Below are 14758 nucleotides of genomic sequence, written 5' to 3' on the forward strand. Positions count from 1 at the left end.
TGAGTTATTTCTTAGCTTTCTTGCTCTTCGCCTTAGGCGTAGCCGCTTTCTTCTTCGTGTCGTCTGTGTCATCGTCTGTTGTCTTGGCGGCTTTTTTGGCGGCAGCCTTCTTGGCTTTGTTTGCTAGGGCTGTCTTGCGAGCCTCGGCGGCTGCTTGGCGTGCCTTGAACCGGTCAACACGACCCTCGGTGTCGATGATCTTTTCTTCGCCGGTGAAGAATGGATGCGAGGCGCTAGAGATGTGCACCTTGACGAGTGGATAAGTTTTGCCATCTTCCCAAACGATGGTATCCGTGGTTTGCGCCGTTGACTGAGTCAAGAACGCGAAGCCCGCTTGATCGTCGCTAAATACGACCGGGCGATAGTTCTGTGGGTGAATACTGCTTTTCATAACCTTGGTATTTTAGCAAAAAAGCACAGGTATTGCAAATATCGCCACTGGTGCAGCTGCATGCTGGAGCTATACTCGTCGTTCGGCAAGGGCCGCTCAACAATTATGCTTGTAAATCATCAAAAATATTGTAATGTACTTGACAAATTAAGAGAGAGTATAGTTGACTCCGATGGCTAAAAAACCAAGGAGTTACACGACATGGATAAGGGAAAGCAGCCAAGTATTTGGGGTAAACACAACTTTAACCAATTGACAGAAGAAGCGTTTCGGCGCAATAAGGAAAAAGAAAGGGCGCAGGTTGTCGGTGAGATACTAGATCAACCTGATGGCTGCGAGAAGAGTAACATAGACGTTCTTAGTGATAACTCATTATCGCGTCTTAGTAGGGCGCTTGAAAAGGCCTTTGAAGTGGAGCTATCTCCTAGCGTTTGCGATACTGTTAATGTGAGACTCTTTAGCCCCCACGAATGTGTTGCCGACGATTCTTTTGTTGTGCCAATGGAAGTAAATACTTCAGTTGTGGCGCTTGATGCCTATGGACCTGGTTCCGTTGGGAGAGATGGGCCAAAGGTTGGTTCGATCTTATTGTTTAAAGTAGCGGGAAACCTTATTGAGGAGTCAGCGCCAGATATAACTGCAAAGGACTTAGCGTGGGGAGAGAACTGTGTGTTTGGTGCTTTTGTGGATGGCGACGCAATTAACTATTTTGAGATTGCTCAAACGAGTGGTGATGTCGTTCAGTCAGAATTACGTCGTAACGATCCGACAGAGGAGAATGGTCAATCTGTCGAGATGCAAGTTGTGAAACCGGGGAAGGATCGACTTATTGTTCAAAAGCTCTCTTCTTCAAGCGATGAGGCACTCCAGCTTGAGCAAGAGTTAGACAAGTTCATGGCGTCTCGCCCTGCTCAGTAATCGGTTGCTTTTGGTGTCGACTCGTGTTAAAATGATGGGGTAACTAAACATAACGACACAGCCCGTCGCAGCTCCAAAAGCGACGGGCGAGGAAAAGGAGTAACCTAATGTCTGTAACAGTAGACATGAAAGCTTTATTTGAAGCTGGCGTTCATTTTGGACACAAAACGAGCCGTTGGCACCCGAAAATGGCGCCATATATCCATTCAAAACGCCAGGATAGCCACATTATTGATTTGGCAAAGACGGCTGAGGCGCTAGAGAAAGCGCTGCCGGAGTTGACGAAAATTACCGCTAGCGGTAAAAAGGTGCTTTTCGTCGGTACGAAAAAACAAGCCAAAGACGTGGTGCGTCAAGCGGCCGAGAGTATCAATCAGCCGTACGTGGTTGAACGCTGGATCGGCGGTATGCTGACCAACGGCGCAACGATTGCTCAGCAGATCAAGAAGCTGAAGAACCTCGAGAAGCGTATGGCGTCGGGCGACCTCGAAAAGCGCTACAATAAACTAGAGGTGCAGCGTTTCCAAGAGGAAATTGATAATCTAAACTTCAAGTACGGCGGCATCAAGAATCTGATGGGCAAGCCGGGCGCGGTGGTCGTGGTTGACGCGCTGACTGATGCGAACGCAGTGTGCGAGGCAGAGGCTCTGGGCGTGCCAGTGTTTGCCGTGGTTGATACTAATGTCAATCCAACGGGCATCGACTACGTCATTCCGGGCAATGACGATGCGATCAAGAGTATCCAGCAGCTGCTGGACTACTTCACGGCGGCCGTAGCTGAGGGCGCAGGTAGTGTGAAGGCTGAAGAAAAACCAGTGAAAAAAGAGGAGAAATAGGATGGGAGTTTCTGTCGATGACATTAAAAAGCTGCGCGAATTGACTGGCGTGGGCTTGACTGACGCAAAGAAGGCACTGGTCGAGACTGACGGCGATTTTGACAAGGCGCTGGAGGCAATGCGTAAAAAAGGCTTGACCAAGGCTGAGAAAAAAGGCGACCGCGAGGCACGCGAAGGCTTGATTGAGGGCTATGTGCACTCGGGCCGAATTGGCGTGGTGGTTGAAGTGAACTGCGAGACCGACTTCGTGGCGCGGCTGGATGATTTCAAGACGTTGGCGCACGAAATTGCTATGCAAATTGCAGCCATGAGTCCGAAGTATGTTTCTGAGGCGGATATTTCGGCTGAGGAAATGGAGCGGGTGAAGGCTGAACTGATGGCCAGCGAGGCATTGGCAAGCAAGCCTGAAGAAATGCGCGAAAAAATTGTCGATGGTCAATTGAAAAAGCATTTTGTTGAACAGGTGTTGATGAGCCAGGCATACATTTTGGACGATTCTAAGACAGTTGAGCAGCACATTAAGGAGGCAATCGCTAAACTTGGCGAGAACATCGTGGTGCGCCAGTTTAGGCGAATCGAGCTGGGTGTGAGCGAGTAACTCTAAGCCTATTCAGGTACTGTTTATTGTCTGGCTGGGTTTGGTGCTAGTGTTTACCTATGTTGGGTGTTAGTGTTGTATGTGTTGACAATATGCTCTATCTGTGATAGTATCGGCGTAGGATTAGATGCAGCGATATTAAAACTATAGAAGAATATGAGGTTTGTATGCATAAAATGAGCCCTAGCCCTGAATCAAGCGTAAAAACACCCCACATTGGCCACATGCCTGATGGATGGGGCCCTTCTCTGAAAAAGGGGGTTGACTCTGATGCCTCTAGACGGGAGGATGTGCAACAGGAATGGACCGTGTTGACGACGCACGGCGGAAATCTTCCGTCTACGTGGAGCGAGCAGGCTAGTCGTATGCTCAATACTGCCGGAGAGGCGCGACTTGGTGAGGGCCAGAATCCTGGTCCTGATTTTCGAGAACCTACACCAATGGAAGCAATGGACGGCTGGAGCGCTGCCACATTATCGGAGAGCAAGACTCAAGGGTGGGCTGATCCGTTTGAGCAAACACCAGGTGGTCGTCGAGAGTCTTTGGCAAAACGAATTATTGGTGGTCTGAAAGGCTTAGGGGAAAAACTATCAAATCATGGCGGAGCGGCAAAGAGAAAGATTAGTGAAGTATTCAATAAGGCAGCTGAGACCGGGAATAACCTAAAAGAGACTATCGGTCAGGCTGCTCAGAGTGCTAAGGAGCGTCGTGCTGAACGCCGCCAGCAACGCGAGGAGGTTCGCAAGAACCGTGAAAATGAGTTGGCTACAAAAAGGCAGGAGCGTCAGGAGCGAGCTCAGAAGCGCAAAGAGGCGGCAGGCGAACGCCGCGAGGCGGCCAGGAATGATAGAAATGCTGAGGTTGAGGATTTGCGAAAAAGGGCTGGACTCAGAGAAGAGATCGTAGCCGTAGAAGGTAGGCAGAAGGGTGCTGATACAGAAATCGCTGAAACGAAAGCAGAGATTGAAGCAATGTCGAGTGGCGAACTGGCGAGCGCATTTGAACGGCTCACGGCGGCGCGTGAGGCGTACGAGAGCAGTAGACACCCAGTTGGTTCTCTCGAAAATAAACAACTGGCGTTAGCAGAAAGCATAGCAGAAAGTGCATGGCGAGTCGCCAGCGGTCAAGTCGAGATGCTCAAGCTTAGCTTGCAAGAACTTGAGATGAAACGGCAAGGTCTTGAGAGTCAGCGCCAAGAGGCTCTTGATAAGATTCGTGAGATAAATGAGCAGCGAGGTGAGCGCATAACGGCTGCCAAAGAAAGGCAGGCGGCACGCCGCGCGGCGCGCCGGGAAAAGTGGGCCGCCGTGAAGGGAGCGGTTGATGATGGTTTTGAGTCTGTTGGTGAACGGGTTAGTGCTGCCGCTGATCGATTAGATGAGGTGGCTGGTCGTGCGACCGAGCGAATCGGTGAGATGCGTACTACCGCAGCGCAGCGACTACGGGACATCGGTAGCTATCTATCACGTCCGTTTGCTCTTATGGGACGTAAGACAAAAGAAACGCTCACGGTAATGGGTGAGTTTAGTCGACGGGTTGGTAGGGCGGCAGTTGCAGGCCATGTAGCGTTCAAACAGGAAATGCAAAACTCGAGTCCTAATGTAGGTGATAGGGTCTAATTCTAACGAGATAAATAGTAGGCTACTTGTCGAGGAAATTGATACGACAGTTGAGATAACTAATAAAATATAAAATAAAAAAGGATAGTTTATGAATAACGACAATACATCACAGGTTAATCTTGATGAGGCATTGATCACGGTCGATCAGCTACGAGAGATGGGTATTAATCTGCCAGAACAGCAATTGCAAGAGCTAGCCGCTCACGTGCAAGATACGATTAATGAGCGAATTGGTGAGGAGGCCGTGGAATCTCTAACAGGTGAACAGCTGGAAGAATTAATCACAATGCAGGATAGTGGTGCGCCGGGTGATCAGATTAGTGAGTGGCTGCGTACACGAGTACCGGATTACGAGCAGATAGTTGAAGATAATACTATGATTGTGCTTGGCGAAGTTGTCGATGATATTGACGCAATTCAACAACCAAAATCTGAAGCCGACAGTGAGTGAATAATATCGTCACGCTTGACTTAGCATGATAAATCCCGCCAAAATGGCGGGATTTTAGCGCGTGGAGATTATCAGGCAATCATCCCTCTGGTGGCGGGCGTCGGTGGTGGTGACTACGAATTGATGATGTTGGATGGTTTCTTGGAGGAGTTTCTCGCGAGTGGCATCTAGTTCAGAAAACACATCATCCAGGAGGATGAGCGGCCGCGATTGGCTAGCTTTTGTTTGCAGTTCCAGCTCGAGCAGCTTGAAAGCCAGCATAATGGTGCGCATTTCGCCGCGCGAGGCGACTTTGATGGCTGGTTGATTATGGAGGAAAATCGCAAAATCTTCGCGGTGTGGGCCGGCCGAAGTATGGCCTGTAGCGATCTCATAGTCGCGGGCGCGCTGCAGACGGTCGAGAAGCGCTTGTTCGTATTGATCAAGTGAAGCACTGGCTTGATAAGCAGCTGCAAAAGCTGTCTTGCGTCCCGCCAGCGCTGCATATAAACTACTCAGCGCCGCCTCGTGCTTAGCCAAGAATTCAGCGCGAGCTTGGGCGATATGAGCTGCTAACTGGACAAATTTAATATCCCAAGCAAAGAGATGATCGCGCCAGTTTTGAGTCGTCTCGTGGGGGTGTTTGAGTAGTTCATTGCGCTGGAGCAAGGTTCGGTGAAAGGCACGGAGAGTGGCTTCGTATTGAGCATCCAGCCGAGATAATATACCGTCCAGAAAATCCCGCCGCCGCGATGGCGAGGAGGAAATGAGCCGTAGCTCGCTCGGCTCAAACAGAACGACCGGCAGGCGATGTTTGCGGGGGAGGAGCTTGCTGCGACTATCGTTAATCGTGAACTCTTTATTTATCGTGCCGTCGGCTGTGCGGAGCAGCTGGAGACGTCGGGGGGTGTCATTAGTTTCGAGATGGATGATGGTTTGTGTTTGGCCGTGCTGCATACAGTCAGCGAGGCTACCACGAAAGCTACTGCCGCGGAGGGCAACGTATATCGCTTCGAGCAAGTTTGTCTTGCCGGTGCCGTTTGGTCCAATGATGACGGTTCCGCCCGGTGCGAGCGTTGTCTCATAGAGGCCGTAGGAGCGAAAATGATATAGCTTAATTTGTGTTATCACTGATGATAATTATATCACGCGGCTTCTTCTGGCGAGGTTAGTTCCGCATAAGGATCGGCTACCCGTCGGAGATTTTTTTGGTCTTCTGGATCAATGAGTCCTGGATGAGAGAGAATGCTATGTTTGATTTGGGTTTCATGCAGCGAAAGGGGACGTTGCATATTTCTATATTCGGGCGGTAGGTCTTGCTCGTTACCACTAGTAATATCGTTTTCGATGACACATTCCCACGTGTCGGGTGCGCTCTCGATGAGCTTGACATGGTGAGTGCCAGTGACGCCCAAGTAATCAATAGGCATTGGCGGAAATTCAATGGCTACTCGTGGTGTTTCGGGGTGCTCCTCCATATACCAGTCTTCTGCACGGCGGATGGTGAATTCCTGTCCCCCGTATTCAACTTTTACGGTCTTAAAGCCATTGGGGTGTTCCTTGTCGGCATCAAGAGTGTTGTTGTTTTCAGCGGCGATCGCGGTAGCCTCACCGAAGAACTCACGACTTTCGTCTTGGTCACCTGGTGTCTCCACGTCGCCAGTAGGTTCGTTAATACCATCCGGGAGATTACCGTAAAGGTCTGTATCATAGTCACCGTTGCGTTTTGCAATTTCCTCAGGGTTAAGCGGAGTTGGTCTTCTCTTTGTCCTCTCTCCGTCTTTTCCAATCCAGTCTAGTCGTTCAATATCGTAGGCCATCTTCTAAGTTTCTGTTTAGTTATACGTTAACGCTTCGATTTTAGCATGAATATTTGGATAAGTCAAGCAGACAACCCTACCATCAGTCTGCTATAATGGATGATAGATAATGGGAGGAAATATGTTTGACACACAACCATATGAGGATAAAATGGCGCAGGCGTTTAGTCATTTTCAGGACGAGCTAAAAAAGGTGCGGACGGGCCGGGCGCATGCCGGGATGCTGGATGGCGTGATGGTAGAGGCGTACGGGGCGCGGATGCCGCTCAACCAGGTGGCAAATGTGACGGCACCGGAGGCGCAGATGCTGCTGGTGACGCCGTTTGATCCGAGCAATATTACGGCAATTTCGGCAGCGATTCGCGATAATCAGAGCTTGGGCTTTAATCCGTCCGATGATGGACGGGTGGTGCGCGTGCCAGTGCCAGCGCTGACTGAGGAGCGCCGCAAGCAATTAGTCAAGCAAGTCAGTGAAAAGGTCGAAGAAGCGCGGATCGCTATGCGGACGATTCGCCAGGATGCCCTGAAGGATGCCAAGCGCATGAAAGACGCCAAGGAGCTCGGCGAGGACGATCTCAAGCGAGTTGAGAAAGAAATCGACACACTGATGGGCGCGATGCAAGCACAAATTGACGACGCGTTTAAGGCAAAAGAAAAGGATGTGTTGACGGTTTGATGAGTCAGACATTTGCTGAGCGCGTGAAAGAGTTAGGACTGCCGCTGGATCAGATTATTATCATTGGCAGCGGTATTTTGGATCAATTAGGAATCCGCCAGTCTGCCGATATTGACGTGGCGACTAATCGAGAGGCGTTAGAAGAAATCGCTCGTAGCGATGGCTGGGTCGAAAAGCTTGATAAAAATCAACGCCAGTATTTGGTGAAGCATGATGGATCGGTCGAGATCTGGGATGGCTGGGAGATTGATGGGCGAGTGGTTGAGTACGATGAGCTACTGGACTACGCGGTGGAATATGACGGTGTGAAGTTTGTCAGTTTAGATTTTCTGCGGCGCTGGAAAAACTGGCGCGGGCGCGAGAAGGATATGCAGGATGTGAGGTTGATTGATGAGTGGGGGGAGAAACATGAGTGAGAAAGCAGAATTACCACAACACATAGGATTTATCGTTGATGGCAATCGTCGCTGGGCGAAGCAGCACGGACTACCTGCCTATGAGGGGCATTTAGCAGGGTACAATAGCCTAAAGGATGTGCTACTGGAGACGTTGCGCCGTGGCGTGAAGTATGCCAGCGCGTATGTGTTCAGTACAGAAAATTGGAAGCGTTCTGAGGAGGAGGTTGGGCATTTGATGGGCCTGCTGCTCAAGGTACTGGAGTCGGACGTGCCAATATTTTTGGAGCATAATGTGCGGATGCGGGTGATTGGTTCGCGCGATGGGCTGTCAGAGACCTTGCGAAAAGCGATTGAGCGAGCCGAGGAGCGAACGCGGAATTTGACGGGCGGTGAGCTGCTTTTGTGCCTTAATTACGGTGGACATTTGGAAATTGCCGACGCGGTTAAAAAAATTGTTCAGTCGGGCGTGGCGGCCGAAGCCGTGACGCCAGAACTGATCGCTCAGAACCTATATGCGCCAGAAGTACCGCCGTGTGACCTCATCGTACGAACAAGCGGCGAACAGCGATTGAGTAATTTCATGCTGTGGCGGGCGGCATACAGTGAGCTAATGTTCATCGAGAAAAACTGGCCGGACATGACGATAAAAGATGTGGAGTTCATTCTGGAGGAGTACAAAAAACGTAATCGGCGCTTTGGAGGGTAATAATGGTGTTCATTGGAATTTTGGTTGGGCTGATCATACTAGTTTTATTGGTGGTGGTGCATGAATTGGGCCACGCGATCGTGGCGCGGCGTAATGGTGTGGTGGTTGAGGAATTCGGTATCGGCTTTCCACCGGCTGCAAAAAAATGGCGGCCTAAAACGAGCTTTCTCGGCAAGAATGTGGTGTTTAGTCTAAACTGGCTGCCGCTCGGCGGGTTCGTCAAACTGAAGGGCGAATACGATTCGGCCGAAGGTGCGGGGACGTATGGTGGCGCTACCTTTTGGGTAAAGACCAAAATTTTGCTAGCTGGCGTGATGATGAATTGGCTGACGGCCGTCGTGTTGTTCATGATATTGGCGCTGGTGGGGATGCCAAAAATTTTACCACAGCAAGCGGTGCTGCCGTTTGATTCACGGGTGGAGCGTTCAGCACTGACGGTGGCGCGAGTGACACCAGGCTCGCCGGCAGAAAAGGTTGGCCTCCAGCGTGGCGATGAAGTGCGAAAGATTGGCGATCATAGTGTGGCAACACCGGCGGAGCTGTCGGCGGCCACGAAAGCGCAGGCTGGCCGCGAGGTGACGATTGAGCTGGTGCGCGGCGGTCAGGTGCTCACCAAGCGGGTTCAGCTACAAACTGCCGAGCAAGCAAAAAATGGCGGCTATCTCGGCGTCGGCCCGCAACAGACGCAGACGATTCACAGTACGTGGTCGGCGCCAATCGCAGCAGTGGTGACTACGGGGCAATTGACGTATGAGACGGTGGCGGGCGTTGGCTCGATCCTTGTAAAAACGATCAACGGGACGATTGGGCAGTTATTTGGTTCGCCAGAATCTCGCCAGGCGGCCAAGGCTGATCTAGCGGCGGTTGGCGAAAGTGTGGCCGGGCCGGTCGGCATCTTGGGTGTGCTGTTTCCGTCAGTGCTGAGTTCTGGTGTGACGCAGATTTTACTGCTGGCGGCGATCATTTCGTTGACACTAGCGGTGATGAATGTGCTGCCAATTCCGGCGCTGGACGGCGGGCGGTGGTTCACGATGGCGGGCTTTAAATTATTCAAGAAAAAATTGACCAAAGAGCGCGAGGAAACGATTCAGGGCATCGGCTTTCTGGTGCTAATGGCGCTGACGGTTTTAGTGACATGGAGTGATATTGCGAAGGTATTAAGGGGATAAAATATGAGAAAACGGGCGAGAAGTGAAAAAACCCAGTCGACAAAGGGGCGGTTGAATAAAAATAATTGGTGGCTGCTCATCGTGCTGCCAGTGTGGACGTATGCGGCGTTTTGGATGGCGCAGTTAATTGTGCTTGGCCTAGTGTGGGTATTGCATCGGGTCGGCGTGCCGCTTGGTTCGGTGAATGAGGTGCTGCTGAACGCGACGGGCTCGGTCGTTGTGTATGTACTGGCGGTGACCTTGGTGGTGGGCCTACCGTTTTATGTCCGTCGCCGCCGGACGACGCTGAAAGAAATGGGAGTGACCGATTGGCCGTCGTGGTGGGACGTGGTGATTACACCGGCAGCCTTTATTGTATACACGATTTGTTCAGCGGTGTTTTTAACAGTGGTGACTAAACTGATAGCAATTGATATTCACCAGCCACAAGCACTGCCATTCTCGCAGTCAATGCTCGGTACCCAGTGGCAGTATGTCGCGGCATTTATGACGATAGCAGTATTGGCGCCAGTGGCGGAGGAGCTACTATTTCGCGGTTATTTGTATGGTAAATTGCGTCGGACGGCACCAGTTTGGATGGCGGTTTTGATCACCAGCCTGACGTTTGGGGCGGCGCATTTGTGGGGAGATAGCGGGTCATTGCAGTGGGCGGTCGCGGCAGATACCTTTGTGCTGAGTATCGTGATGAGCCTAGCGCGGGAGTATACCGGTGCGATCTGGGTGCCAGTTTTAATGCATATCGCGAAAAACAGCATTGCCTTTTATGCGCTGTACGTTAATCCAAACCTTTTAGAGCAACTAAAGTCGGCGCTGCTGCCGTTCATTGGAGGAATATAAAATGCGAATGAGTCAACTATTTACCAAGACGGCCAAGACCGCACCGGCTGACGAAGTGTCGAAAAATGCCCAGCTCCTCATCCGGGCGGGATTTGTGTATAAGGTGATGGCGGGCGTGTATGCGTACACGCCACTAGGGCTGCGTGTAGTGGAAAACATCAAACAAATTGTCCGTGAGGAGATGAATGCGATTGGTGGCCAAGAGTTGATCATGACGAATTTGCAGCGCCGCGAGACCTGGGAGGCAACTGGTCGCTGGAGTGATGAGGTGGTCGATGTGTGGTTTAAAACTCGCTTGCAAGACGATACTGAGCTGGGGTTGGCCTGGAGTCACGAAGAAGCGATTATGGAAATGATGCAGCAATATGTCAAAAGCTATAAGGATCTACCGGTCAGCGTGTATCAGTTTCAGACCAAGCTGCGCAATGAACTCCGATCAAAGAGTGGTATTATGCGTGGCCGTGAATTTGTCATGAAGGACATGTACAGCCTGCACGCCACACAGCAGGACATGGATCAGTATTATGAGCGGGTTATCGAGGCGTATAAGCGCTGTTATGCGCGGTTTGGCATTGGTGATAGTACATTTGTGACGTTTGCTGGCGGCGGGGCGTTTACTAAGTTTAGTCACGAGTTCCAGACGATATGCGAAGCGGGTGAGGATACACTGTACGTCAATGCTGACCAGACGGTAGCCGTCAACGAAGAAGTGTTGGATGATGCTACTAAGGAATTGGGTATCAGTAGAGATGATCTACTACCAGTTGTCAGCGCGGAGGTGGGCAATATATTTAAATTTGGTACCGAAAAAGCTGAGCAGATGGGTATCATGTACACCGGTGAAGATGGCAAGCAGCATCCGATTTACCTTGCAAGCTACGGCATTGGTATCACGCGGGTGATGGGTGTGATTGCCGAGAAAATGTCGGATGATAAGGGGTTGGTCTGGCCGGAGAATATCGCACCGTTCAAGGTTCATGTGGTGGCGATTGGTGATAAGGGTCAGGAGCTAGCGAGTACATTATATACCGAGCTGGCGGAAAAGAACGTGGCAGTGTTGCTGGACGATCGGGCCGAGCGGCCAGGCGTCAAGTTCGCCGATGCGGAGTTGATGGGTCTGCCATGGCGGATTACGATTGGCGAGCGAGCGATTGATAGCGATGGGTTATTTGAACTGACCGAGCGGGCAACTGGTGAGACAAAGAAGTTGGATTATCAGCAGCTGCTTAGGTTTTGTTTGGAGCGCGGGTGATCACATTGTCTGATATGTGCGACGGAGGCCAGATTGCACCAGGGGCTCCGTCATGTATTGACATGGTTTGGGGTGATTGCTATACTCGTAGAGACTTAAATAACCATATAAATAAGCGCTATATATAGCACTTTTTGTTTTTGTAGACGCTATATATGGAGTGAGGAGAGTAACATGAATAAGGTATATCAGATTACCGAGAGTGGCCAGCGTGAGCTAGAACGAGAGCTAGAGGAGCTAAAGAGTCGGCGCGGCGAGATCGCTGATAAAATCGCGGCGGCGCGGGATTTTGGCGATTTGAGCGAAAATGCAGAGTACGACGCAGCGCGTGAAGCCCAAGGGCTGCTAGAAACGCGCATCACCGAGATCGAAACAATTTTGCAGAATGCGAGTATCATTCAGGCTGGTAGTAGTTCGACAGTGGTGCTGGGTAGTACAGTGGAGCTGGAGGCGAACGGTAAGACAGTGGTTTATACCGTCGTTGGGCCGGTCGAGGCGGATCCACTAGAAGGGAAAGTCTCAAATGAGTCGCCGATTGGCCAGGCGTTGATGGGCAGGGCGGTTGGTGATACGGTAACGATCAGTACGCCAAAGGGTGAGTTGGCGTATACGGTCGTGGCGCTGCGGTAGGACCTTGAGGTGATATTTGCGACAGTTTGTTGCTTAAAATACGTTACGAAAGATGCGATATAGTATGCGTGACAGCGTATGTTGCTTTCTAAATATGCGCTGCCTCGTCGTTTTTTCTAATTTCTTCTGTACAGCTTGACGTGCTTGTTTCCGTACTTTTTTCAGCAGCAGTCGTTGAGACTCACTTTCAGATAACCCTTGGAGTATGATATCATCTTGCACTGGTAAGTTCTGCTGGTTAAACTGCTCCATGATCGTTTTTGCTGGTGTAGCGTCAGTTTTTGGATGATAAAAGTTATATATTGCTAGAGTTACTCGGCCGAGACGCTTTTGCATTTCTTTAGAAAGCCCACCAGGTTTACGCTCCAATTCCTTGAGCGCACCCTCGAGAGCGTATGCTTCCTCTGGATATTTTTCACGGAGTAAATCAGCCGCATTGACCACATCCATTAGGGTACGGAGTGGATAGGCTGGGGGCTCCGTTCTACCCCTTAGTTCTGCCACCCATGAACGAGCGTCATGGTAGAGTTTGTTTGCTTGATCTGGATCGTCACAGCGATCGGGCAAGCTTATTTCCCATGAGGACGGCGTCGGGGTTTTATCTCTTGTTAGCAGTGTATCCATACCATTTTTGAACATCGTTCTCCATTATCCAATAAATGTTTCATTTTTGCAAGACCATTGGCGATAAATATTATTAAAAGCGCATCGGTAAATAAGTGATATAATTAACATATGAAGCGGTTTTTCTTTGGGATAGTCGCGGTGATGGTGCTGTTGGTTGGGTTCGGGTCAACGGCACAGGCGGCAAATAATTTTACGATTAGTAATTATACTGTCGATATGGAGCTGGGGCGCGATAGCGAACAGCGTTCGACACTGCGTACAAAATTGACCATTACTGCGAATTTTCCGCCGCGGCAGAACCATGGTATTGCACCGGTGTTCGTCAAGCAGTATGATAAGCATCCGACTCACTTTACGCTGGAGTCAGTGACGGATGAGCGGGGTGCGCCGCTGGAGTATAGGTGGCATAATGATGAGCTGAGAATTGGCAACAAAGACACCTACGTCAAGGGCAAAAAGACCTATGTCATTACCTATACGCAGCGGGACGTGACGAAATTATATCACGATACGGGTAAACAGGAGTTTTATTGGGATGCGATCGGCACTGCTTGGCAGGTGCCAATTCAGTCAGCATCGGTGACGCTCAAGCTGAGTCCCGAGCTGGTGGCCGCTAAACGAACGAATCTCCAGTGTTATCAGGGTCGATTCGGCAGCAGCCAGCGCTGCGAGGTACGTGAACAGGGCGATACGTTGACGGCGACAGCCCGCGCACTGCCAAATCAGGCGGGCGTGACGATCGCGGTCGGATTTGCGCCGGGGACGTTTGCGGCGTATCAGATGTCATTCATGGAACAGCTGATTGATTGGTGGGCGAAATTACAATTGGTGTTGCTGGCGGTGGCGCTGATATTGGTGGGGGTGATCATCGTGGCTTATTATCGGTCGATTGGTCGCCGTAAAGAACTGGAGCCAATTCCGCCGGAGTATTTGCCACCGCGAGGTACGAGCGTGACGACGTCGGCCAAGCTGGTGCAGCCGTTTCATATGGTCAAGGGGTCGGTGATGGCGGCACAAATGATAGACCTAGCGGTGCGCCACTACATTCAGGTTATCGAGGTGAAGCCGCGTACGACATGGCGAACAGCTGAGTACGAAGTGAAAGTGATACAAGCTCCGGGCAAACTCCTGGCCGAGGAGCAAGAAATGCTGAGGAATATATTTGGCTCCTTGCCGAGAGTTGGTAAGCGGTTAAATCTAAAAACGCTGCGTAACAATGTGCCATATGCGGCGCGAATACGCTACAGTGCAAAGCAAATGAAGGGGCGGCTCATTGACGACTATGGTTTGCAAGCGCGCGAGCCGCAACATACCCGACGATTTCGACGGTATGCGATAATTATCAGTATTTTTGCGGTGCTATTGCTGTCGCCGGTGCTCTTGGTGCTGGCGGGGATGGTGTTTTATCTGTCGTTTGGTAAGGTGCTGACCGACAAGGGTCTGGCGCTCAGGCGGCATCTGGCGGGCCTGAAGAGGTACATTGGCGTGGCTGAGGTCGAGCGTTTGCAGATGCTGCAGAGTCCTGAGGGCGCGGAAAAAGTAAAGGTTGATGCGGCTGATGAGAAACAATTAGTGAAGTTGTACGAGCGGGTACTGCCGTACGCGGTATTGTTTGGTCAGGAAAAAGAGTGGAGTGCGCAGCTGGGCAAGTACTATGAGCAGGTCGGCGAGCAACCGGATTGGTACAGTGGTCAGGGTGCGTTTAATGCGGCGGCATTTGCGGCTGGAATGAACAGTCTGTCGAGCGTGGCTAGCAGCGCCAGTGATTACTCTTCGACCTCTGGCGGCTCAACTGGCGGCGGCTTCGTTGGCGGCGGAGGCGGCGGAGGCGGAGGCGGCGGCTGGTAA

The 14758-nt window shown here is 51.1% G+C and carries 17 protein-coding genes; 13 read left to right on the forward strand and 4 right to left on the reverse strand.

The window, feature by feature from the left end; translation table 11 throughout:
- Positions 1 to 4 precede the first annotated feature (4 nt).
- Positions 5 to 391 (reverse strand): type B 50S ribosomal protein L31, encoded by a 387-nt coding sequence (locus tag FBF27_00985; GenBank protein ID QJU08994.1) that lies wholly within the window; start codon positions 389 to 391, stop codon positions 5 to 7.
- A gap of 201 nt (positions 392 to 592) precedes the next feature.
- Between FBF27_00985 and FBF27_00990 the strand changes: the two genes are divergently transcribed.
- The 5 genes from FBF27_00990 (at position 593) to FBF27_01010 (ending at position 4816) form a co-directional block, all read left to right on the forward strand.
- Positions 593 to 1309 carry a hypothetical protein gene (locus FBF27_00990; GenBank protein QJU08995.1) on the forward strand — a complete coding sequence of 239 codons (717 nt, stop codon included), beginning with the start codon at positions 593 to 595 and terminating at the stop codon, positions 1307 to 1309.
- A gap of 107 nt (positions 1310 to 1416) precedes the next feature.
- Positions 1417 to 2145 carry a 30S ribosomal protein S2 gene (gene rpsB, locus FBF27_00995; GenBank protein QJU08996.1) on the forward strand — a complete coding sequence of 243 codons (729 nt, stop codon included), beginning with the start codon at positions 1417 to 1419 and terminating at the stop codon, positions 2143 to 2145.
- Position 2146: 1 nt separating this feature from the next.
- Positions 2147 to 2743: a translation elongation factor Ts gene (gene tsf, locus FBF27_01000; protein QJU08997.1), complete on the forward strand. Its 597-nt coding sequence runs from the start codon at positions 2147 to 2149 to the stop codon at positions 2741 to 2743.
- 290 nt (positions 2744 to 3033) lie between these two features.
- Complete coding sequence (locus FBF27_01005; protein QJU08998.1) at positions 3034 to 4362, forward strand: hypothetical protein; 1329 nt, start codon at positions 3034 to 3036, stop codon at positions 4360 to 4362.
- Positions 4363 to 4453: 91 nt separating this feature from the next.
- Complete coding sequence (locus FBF27_01010; GenBank protein QJU08999.1) at positions 4454 to 4816, forward strand: hypothetical protein; 363 nt, start codon at positions 4454 to 4456, stop codon at positions 4814 to 4816.
- Between the two features lie 54 nt (positions 4817 to 4870).
- On the opposite strand, the gene recF is transcribed toward FBF27_01010, so the two are convergent.
- Complete coding sequence (gene recF / locus FBF27_01015; protein ID QJU09000.1) at positions 4871 to 5926, reverse strand: DNA replication and repair protein RecF; 1056 nt, start codon at positions 5924 to 5926, stop codon at positions 4871 to 4873.
- 14 nt (positions 5927 to 5940) lie between these two features.
- The gene (locus tag FBF27_01020; GenBank protein QJU09001.1) at positions 5941 to 6615 is read right to left on the reverse strand and encodes a hypothetical protein; all 675 of its coding nucleotides are present in this window, start codon (positions 6613 to 6615) and stop codon (positions 5941 to 5943) included.
- A gap of 109 nt (positions 6616 to 6724) precedes the next feature.
- Here FBF27_01020 and FBF27_01025 point away from each other — a divergent pair, with 109 nt between their 5' ends.
- The 7 genes from FBF27_01025 (at position 6725) to greA (ending at position 12283) form a co-directional block, all read left to right on the forward strand.
- On the forward strand, positions 6725 to 7291 hold the full coding sequence (locus FBF27_01025) for a ribosome recycling factor (GenBank protein ID QJU09002.1): 567 nt from the start codon (positions 6725 to 6727) through the stop codon (positions 7289 to 7291).
- Positions 7291 to 7707 (forward strand): hypothetical protein, encoded by a 417-nt coding sequence (locus tag FBF27_01030; protein QJU09003.1) that lies wholly within the window; start codon positions 7291 to 7293, stop codon positions 7705 to 7707. Before FBF27_01025 ends, FBF27_01030 begins: the two co-directional genes overlap by 1 nt.
- On the forward strand, positions 7700 to 8395 hold the full coding sequence (uppS, locus tag FBF27_01035; GenBank protein ID QJU09004.1) for a di-trans,poly-cis-decaprenylcistransferase: 696 nt from the start codon (positions 7700 to 7702) through the stop codon (positions 8393 to 8395). Before FBF27_01030 ends, uppS begins: the two co-directional genes overlap by 8 nt.
- Before the next feature lie 2 nt (positions 8396 to 8397).
- Positions 8398 to 9564, forward strand: a complete 1167-nt coding sequence (locus tag FBF27_01040; GenBank protein QJU09005.1) for a PDZ domain-containing protein — start codon at positions 8398 to 8400, stop codon at positions 9562 to 9564.
- Positions 9565 to 9567: 3 nt separating this feature from the next.
- Positions 9568 to 10401, forward strand: a complete 834-nt coding sequence (locus FBF27_01045) for a CPBP family intramembrane metalloprotease (GenBank protein ID QJU09006.1) — start codon at positions 9568 to 9570, stop codon at positions 10399 to 10401.
- Position 10402: 1 nt separating this feature from the next.
- On the forward strand, positions 10403 to 11653 hold the full coding sequence (locus FBF27_01050; GenBank protein ID QJU09007.1) for a prolyl-tRNA synthetase: 1251 nt from the start codon (positions 10403 to 10405) through the stop codon (positions 11651 to 11653).
- Between the two features lie 174 nt (positions 11654 to 11827).
- Complete coding sequence (gene greA / locus FBF27_01055) at positions 11828 to 12283, forward strand: transcription elongation factor GreA (GenBank protein ID QJU09008.1); 456 nt, start codon at positions 11828 to 11830, stop codon at positions 12281 to 12283.
- Between the two features lie 33 nt (positions 12284 to 12316).
- Here greA and FBF27_01060 read toward each other — a convergent pair whose 3' ends face one another.
- Positions 12317 to 12733, reverse strand: a complete 417-nt coding sequence (locus FBF27_01060) for a hypothetical protein (GenBank protein QJU09009.1) — start codon at positions 12731 to 12733, stop codon at positions 12317 to 12319.
- Positions 12734 to 13018: 285 nt separating this feature from the next.
- Here FBF27_01060 and FBF27_01065 point away from each other — a divergent pair, with 285 nt between their 5' ends.
- Complete coding sequence (locus tag FBF27_01065; GenBank protein QJU09010.1) at positions 13019 to 14758, forward strand: DUF2207 domain-containing protein; 1740 nt, start codon at positions 13019 to 13021, stop codon at positions 14756 to 14758.

The organism is Candidatus Saccharibacteria bacterium oral taxon 488 (assembly GCA_013100805.1).
Taxonomy (GTDB): Bacteria; Patescibacteriota; Saccharimonadia; order Saccharimonadales; family Saccharimonadaceae; genus Nanosynbacter.